The 6,588-nt window shown below is 65.5% G+C and carries 6 protein-coding genes; 3 read left to right on the top strand and 3 right to left on the bottom strand.

Annotated elements, in window-relative coordinates; all coding sequences use genetic code 11:
* Together L8H00_RS18445 and L8H00_RS18440 are read left to right on the top strand one after the other, a co-directional pair.
* The coding region (locus L8H00_RS18445; RefSeq protein WP_242098794.1) for an MFS transporter at positions 1 to 214 on the top strand (214 nt) is incomplete at its 5' end.
* A gap of 67 nt (positions 215 to 281) precedes the next feature.
* Positions 282 to 1,283 carry a cupin-like domain-containing protein gene (locus L8H00_RS18440; RefSeq protein ID WP_242098793.1) on the top strand — a complete coding sequence of 334 codons (1,002 nt, stop codon included), beginning with the start codon at positions 282 to 284 and terminating at the stop codon, positions 1,281 to 1,283.
* A 4-nt stretch (positions 1,284 to 1,287) separates the two neighbouring features.
* On the opposite strand, the gene L8H00_RS18435 is transcribed toward L8H00_RS18440, so the two are convergent.
* Both L8H00_RS18435 and L8H00_RS18430 read right to left on the bottom strand, forming a co-directional pair.
* Positions 1,288 to 2,832, bottom strand: a complete 1,545-nt coding sequence (locus L8H00_RS18435; RefSeq protein ID WP_242098791.1) for a tryptophan halogenase family protein — start codon at positions 2,830 to 2,832, stop codon at positions 1,288 to 1,290.
* An 88-nt stretch (positions 2,833 to 2,920) separates the two neighbouring features.
* Positions 2,921 to 6,055, bottom strand: coding sequence for a TonB-dependent receptor (locus tag L8H00_RS18430; RefSeq protein WP_242098789.1), 3,135 nt, complete (start codon positions 6,053 to 6,055; stop codon positions 2,921 to 2,923).
* Here L8H00_RS18430 and L8H00_RS18425 point away from each other — a divergent pair.
* Complete coding sequence (locus tag L8H00_RS18425) at positions 6,054 to 6,305, top strand: hypothetical protein (protein WP_242098787.1); 252 nt, start codon at positions 6,054 to 6,056, stop codon at positions 6,303 to 6,305. The genes L8H00_RS18430 and L8H00_RS18425 overlap by 2 nt on opposite strands.
* Before the next feature lie 83 nt (positions 6,306 to 6,388).
* On the opposite strand, the gene L8H00_RS18420 is transcribed toward L8H00_RS18425, so the two are convergent.
* The coding region (locus tag L8H00_RS18420) for a hypothetical protein (protein WP_242098785.1) at positions 6,389 to 6,588 on the bottom strand (200 nt) is incomplete at its 5' end.

The following is a 6,588-nucleotide window of genomic DNA, read 5'->3' as shown; positions in this document are numbered from 1 at the left end:
TGCGCTCCAGACGCATTTCGCGCTGTCGGATCAGGCCCTGGGATTTACCGTTGCGTCGGCGTTGATCGGGACGGTGATCGGGTCGCTCGGCGCCGGTGCGCCGGCCGATCGGTTCGGCCGCCGGCCCGTGCTGCTCGCGATCGCGGCCCTATTAAATCCATCCGCCAGCCATCCGCTTAAAGCAATTGATTTTTCATCGATCTCGCGGCGTTGATGGCGCGTTCGAAGCGGGTTACGCCGGATGCCGTATCGCGGCCGCCGCCGTCGCCCGGGAGGAATGCTTGCCCACTGCCGTACCCGAATTGGAAAGGATCGATCCGGCGCGCTTCGACGCGGATGTCGTCGCGCCGTTCCGGCCGGTGGTGTTGCGCGGCCTAGCGGCGGACTGGCCCGCGGTCGTCGCTGCGTGGCGCTCGGACGAGGCGGTGGTCGACTATCTGGCGGCGCTCGATTCCGGGCGTCCCGCGCAGCTTTTCGTCGGTCCGCCCGAGATCGAAGGCCGCTTCTTCTACGATTCCGCGCTGGCCGGTTGCAACTTCCAGACGCGCGCCGCGCCGCTCGGCGCGCTGATGCGCCATTTGCTGGCGACGCGAGGCCAGGCAAAGGTCGATGCGCTCTATGCCGGTGCGGCCGCGACCGACGAGCATCTGCCGGACTGGTCCGCGCGCAATCCGCTGCCCTTCGACCTGCCGACGGCGCGCGCGCGCGTGTGGGTGGGCAATCGCACCGACGTCGCTACGCATTTCGACGAGGCGAGCAACATCGCGGTAGTGGTGGCCGGCCGGCGGCGTTTTACGCTGTTCCCGCCCGAACAGGCGGACAATCTCTATGTCGGGCCGCTGCACCTGACGATCGCCGGGCCGCCCGTCAGCATGGTCGATTGCGAACGGCCCGACCTGGACGCATATCCGCGCTTCGCCGAGGCGCAGCGGCACGCTCTGGTCGCCGAGCTCGGGCCGGGCGACGCGATCTACATTCCGCCGATCTGGTGGCACGACGTGCGGGCGCTGGCGCCCTTCAACGTGATGGTGAACCATTGGTGGGAGGATGCCGATGCGGTGTCGCCACTCGATGCGTTTAAAAGGACGTTGCGCGCGGTGCGCGATCTGCCTCTGCCGTACCGGGCGGCCTGGCGGCACTGGTTCGAGCGGTTCGTGTTCGACGACGATGCCCCGCAGGCGGCGGACCATCTGCCCGATCATGCCCGCGGTCTCGTCGGGCCGCCGTCGCCCATGCGCGACGCCTTCCTGCGCGAACAGGATCAGCGCGGCAAGGCTGGCTGAGCGCTTAGCCCATTAACGATCCCGGCGCGGGGAAACGCACCTGGAACGCCTGTTCCAGGAACGCGCGGTGGCTGGTGGCGCCCGCCAGCCCCTCGGCGATGTTCGCGCGGATTCGCTCCAGCGCTTCGCCGATCTGGGCGTTGGTGAAATAATCCGCCAGCGGGTCCCAGCGTTCGGGGCGGATCCCTAGCCCCACGAACATCGACAGCCAGCTCGGATCGCCGAACGCGTCCCATTCGTAGCGCACCATCCGGCCGCGGCTCTTGAACATCCGGACCTTGTGGTCGAGCTTGTCGGGCAGCGTCATGGCGCGCACCCTGTCCCACAAGGGCTGGCCGGTTCGCCCGTTCGCCCAATAATGCAGCATCAGGAAATCGCGTACGCGCTCATATTCGAGCGTGGTGATCCGGTTATAGTCCGCCGCGAGCGCCGGATCGTAATGCCGATCGGGCCAGAGTTCGAGCAGCCGCTGGATGCCCGAATAGATCAGGGTAATGCTGGTCGATTCCAGCGGCTCGAGAAAGCCGGCCGCCAGGCCTAGCGCGACGCAGTTGCCCGACCAGAAGCGCTGGCGGTGACCCGTGGCGAAGCGGATCAGGTTCGGCTCGGCAAGCGCCTCGCCCTCCAGCGTGATGGACAGTGTGGCGATCGCTTCGTCGTCCGACAGATGGGCACTGGAATAGACATAGCCGTTGCCGACGCGGTGCTGGAGCGGGATCCGCCATTGCCACCCGGCGTCGCGCGCGATCGCCTGTGTGAACGGGGCGATCGTGTCGGTCGAGCGGTGCGCACAGGGGATGGCGACCGCCCGATCGGCAATCAGATGATCGCGCCAGTCGACATAGGGTTCGCCGAGCGCGCCGCCCAACAGCAGCGAGCGGAAACCCGTGCAGTCTATGAAGAGGTCGCCCGCGATCGTCCCGGCCTCCGCGGTCTGGACCGCGGCGATGTTTCCCGTGGCCGGATCGCGGTGGACGGCGGTGATATGCGCATCGACGTGAGTCACGCCGCGCGCGGTCGCGACCTGCTTGAGATAGCGGGCATAGAGACCCGCGTCGAAATGCAGCGCCCAGTCGAAGAACGCGTAATCGGGGGCAGGGCGCGGCGGCGGCATCATCCGCCCGGTTTCGGCCAAGACCGTTGCGAGGCTGTAGGCGCCGAGCGAAACCGACGATCCGGCCGCCTGCTGTTTCAGCCAATACTGGTGGAACGCCACGTCGTTGGACGGCGTGCCGTACAGGCCGAAGGGATGGAAGAAACGGCTGTTCTCGCCCGCCCAGCCGTCAAAGCGGATCCCGAGCTTCAGCGTGGCGCCCGTCGCGCGGACGATTTCGGCTTCGTCGAGGCCGGCTTCGCGGAAATAGTCGCGGATCGCGGGCGTGGTCGCCTCGCCGACCCCCACGGTACCGATCGCGGACGATTCGACCAGGGTGATCGACAGGTTCTGCCGCTGCAGCCGGCGCGCCATCAGCGTCGCCGCCATCCAGCCGGCGGTGCCGCCGCCGACGATCACGACGGAGCGGATGGGGTTGGCCGAAGGGATGGTCATGATCGAAGGGCCTGCCGGCAAGCGCGCCGCGTGACAAGCCTCTCGCATGCGTCGCCCGACGCATGCGAGAGTGATCGTCAGCGCAGGATCAGAACTTCACGCGCGCGCCGATCGCGTAACGGCGCTCGTAGATGTTGTTGTACGCATGCTCGTCGGTCCAGGTGAGATAATATTTCTCATATTCGCCGGTGAGGTTCGATCCCTGCGCATAGATCGTGAAGTGCGGATTGATGTCGTAGCTGACCGACGCGTCCACATAGTTGGTGGGGCGCTGATAGAGTTCGAGCCCAACCAGGCCGCCGAAATCCTGCGAGACGGCGCGCGTGGAGCGATAGTTCCAGGCAACACGCGCCTGGAAATGGCTATCCTGGTAATAGCCGACCACGTTGGTCTGCAGCTTCGAATTGTCCTGGAACGGGATCTTGTTGCCCGCCAGATCGGTCTGGCCCGAATCCGATGGCGAATAGGTGATGTTCATGTCGAGGCCGAAGTTGCGCAGGATGTTGGGCATGAAGCCCAGATCCCCGAACGACTGCCGCCACTGGCCTTCGAGCCCTTTCAGCGTGCCGCTCTGGCCCTGGATGGGGGTGCTGATCGATACCGTGCGGCCGCGCACGACGCCGTCATTGTCCGGCAGATCGGTCCGCAGCACCGAACCCTGCTGGATGAAGCTGTCAACCGAGATGTAGAAGGCCGCCACGCTCAGCAGGCTCGAACGGCCGATATACCATTCCAGCGACGCATCGAGGTTGTTCGCCCGCCACGGATCGAGCTGCGGGTTGCCGGTGGACGAGCCGCCCGTCACGCGAAACACCGGCGCCGCGCCGCTCGTGTCGATGGCGTAGTTCGGCGTGAGGCCGCCACCCCATTGGTCGAGGTTCAGCAGCGTCATGGTGCGCGTGAAGGCGAGACGCAGCTTCAACTTATCGGCCAGATCCAGCGCGACGTTGAACGAGGGCAGATAATCGGTGAAGCTGCGGCGCGTCCGGTCGGTGCCCGCCACGGCGCCCTGCACGCCGTAAGGCTGCGGGTTGCCGGTGATGTACTGAAGGATGTCGAGCCGGGTGTTGATGATCTTCACGCCGGCATTGCCGGAAATGGGCAGGCCGAACAGGCTGCCAGTGAAGTCCATCTGCGTATAGCCGCTGATCTGCTTCACGCCGACCTGATAGGACGCACCAGGGTTCTGCACCTCCACGTTGCCGGGGTAGAAGCTGTTCTGGAACGCCAGCGCGTTGTTCATCGCGTTCGGATCGATCGTGTAAACCGCCGGGATGCCCTGCACGGGCGGGGTGACCTGGCGCACGATGCCGCTGACGCTGGGATCGGTCGCCGGGCGCGTGAGGCCCGCGGTATAGGGCACGAAGCCCGTGGTGCCGTAGACGCCCGTGCCGGCATGGCAGCTCGCGTCGTTGATCGGAACGTCGAAGCCCTTCCACTTGACGAGGCAGGCGGCGTTCGCCGTGGCGCCCGTGCCGCTCGCCTGGCCCGCATAGAGCGGCGCGGCGCGGTCGAAGGCGAAATCGCTGTTCGAACGGTCGCTATAGCGTGCGCCGAACTCGAAGGTCAGCGCGTCGTTCGCCTTGTAGGAGCCATCGGCGCGCAGGATCTTCAGATCGCCGTTCTGGCGGTAATTGCCTTCCGACGACAGCGTCTTCAGCGCGTACATGCTCTTGTTCGACAGCTCGCTGGTCAACTGCGCGGGCAGCGTGAAGACGGGCTGGTCGCCGCTGAAATCGACGATCGAGTGAAGCGAATTGGCGCCGGCCAGCGTGTCCACGGTGTAGCCGCCCGGATTGAACGCGCGGTCGCCCGAGGGATAATGGCCGATACCGCCCGGCTCCCATTGCAGACCGTTCGACGGGCTGAACTGCGCATAGCTCTGGTCGTAGCTCTGGCTCGCCTTGCCGTAGATCCCGCGCAGGTTCAGCTTGACGGGGCCGCCATTGTCGAACTTCAGCTCGGCATTATAGTCCTGCGACTGCGAGACATATTTGTCGGTCTGCGCGTAGGACGAGAAATCGCCCAGGTCGTAGTTGTAAACCTGCGTCGTGTTGATGTGATAGACGCGGCCGTCGGACCCGGTGACGGTGGCGCCGGTGTCGCGCGATGCGCCCGGCACGAACTCGCCGGCCTGCCAGTTGATGTTCTGCTGCTGGACGCCCGACGTGTGATTGTACTGCGTCTGGTGCGTGTAGAAGCCGTCGACCGTCAGTTCGAGCGAGTCGGTCATCTTCCACTGGGCCGAACCGTTGATGCCCAGGCGGTTGCGGTCGGTGATGGTGTTGAACGCCGAAAAGCCCTGCGGCACGATGAACGCGTCGTTGGAATCGCCGTCGCCGTTCACGTCGATGCCGCCCGCCACGGCCCTGCCGTGCGGCCGGTTGCTGGGCGAGAAGCCGCCGGTCGATGTCGCGTCCGCGGTGCCTTCGTTATGATAGGTGGCACCGTAGGAGCTGAGGAAGCCGTTCTGCGAATTCTCCAGATGCGTGCGCGTATAGGCGGCCGAGACGAGGAAGCCGAACCGGTCATTGTGCCAGGCGAGCAGGCCGTTGACGCTCGGATCCTTGTCCTTGGTCTTGCTGCCGTAGAGGCCCTGCGCGTCGGCGGCGACGGTGAAGCCCGATTTCAGGTCCATCGGCCGGCGCGTGCGCAGGTTCACCGTGCCGGTGACGCCCGCGTTCAGCAGGTCGGCGGTGGAGGATTTGATGACGTCCGCGCCCGAAAAGAGCTGCGAGGGTACGTCGTTGAAGTTGGGCTGGACGCTGTTGATCGAATTGGCGCCCAGATATTGTTCGCCGTTCAGCAGCGTGGTGACTTCGGGCAGGCCGCGAATGTTGATCGACGAGCCTTCGCCCGCGTCACGGCGGATCTGCACGCCGGGAATACGCTGCAGCGAATCCGAAATGGTGACGTCGGGCAGCTTGCCGATGTCTTCGGCCGAGATCGAATCCTGAACCGACGCGGCATCGCGCTTCAGCGTGACGGCGCGCTGCTGCGATGCGCGAATGCCGGTGACGACGATGTCGCCCGGTGCCGCAGCGTCCGCCTCCTGCTGTGCCTCGCCCGCGCCAGGCCCGTTGAGCGGCGGCGTGGGGGTTGCCGGCGTGCTGCTCGACTGCGGATCGGTGCTGGGATCGGTCTGCCCACGATTGGCCGAGGGATCGGCGGGCGTGCCGTTCATCGTCGAACCGGCGGTGGCGGGTGCGGTGATCTGGGCCATGGCGGCGGTCGACAGGCTGGCCGTCGACACGGCGGCCAACAGAGCGAAATATCTGGAATGGCGGGTGTTGAGCATTTCGGTCTCCCCTAATCAGCCGCTTTTTGGCGGCTATTTTTCTGGCGCTCGATGCGGTGAAGGGGGCGCGCGACGGGCGAGCGGACCTTCCTGCACCGGACGGATGTCTGCGGTTGGTGTCGCGAAATTTCACTTTCCCGCCAACGGGTCAACAATATTTCAGAAATTTGAATGAATTAATCGCGGGTGCGGCATCCTTGCATCATTTGCATCCAATTGGCCCAGTGCCGCGCTACTCGACGAGCGCCGAATGGCGCATCAAACGACGCTGCGCCAACCGCATAGCGGCTGGCGCAAGGCCATCTCCGCGACCATCGCATTTTCACCGATGGTTCTGTCAGACCAACGTGGCAGCTTGGGCAGGGGGCTGATAACGGTGGCGGATGCCCCGCCGTTCACGTGCCCTGCCGCCATCGCCGTTTCGCCGTTTCGCCGCTTCAACTCGTCACCAGAGGTAA

The sequence above is a fragment of the Sphingomonas sp. CROZ-RG-20F-R02-07 genome, from assembly GCF_022662335.1.
GTDB lineage: Bacteria > Pseudomonadota > Alphaproteobacteria > Sphingomonadales > Sphingomonadaceae > Sphingomonas.
Note: the sequence above shows the minus strand (reverse complement) of the source record. Positions and strands in the feature narration are given on the sequence as shown.

Bases quoted from the DNA above. Each gene is read 5' to 3' on its own strand.
- L8H00_RS18435 (WP_242098791.1), bottom strand. From the start codon at position 2,832: ATGACCATCCCTTCGGCCAACCCCATCCGCTCCGTCGTGATCGTCGGC.
- L8H00_RS18425 (WP_242098787.1), top strand. From the start codon at position 6,054: ATGGCGGCGGTCGACAGGCTGGCCGTCGACACGGCGGCCAACAGAGCG.
- L8H00_RS18430 (WP_242098789.1), bottom strand. From the start codon at position 6,055: ATGGCCCAGATCACCGCACCCGCCACCGCCGGTTCGACGATGAACGGC.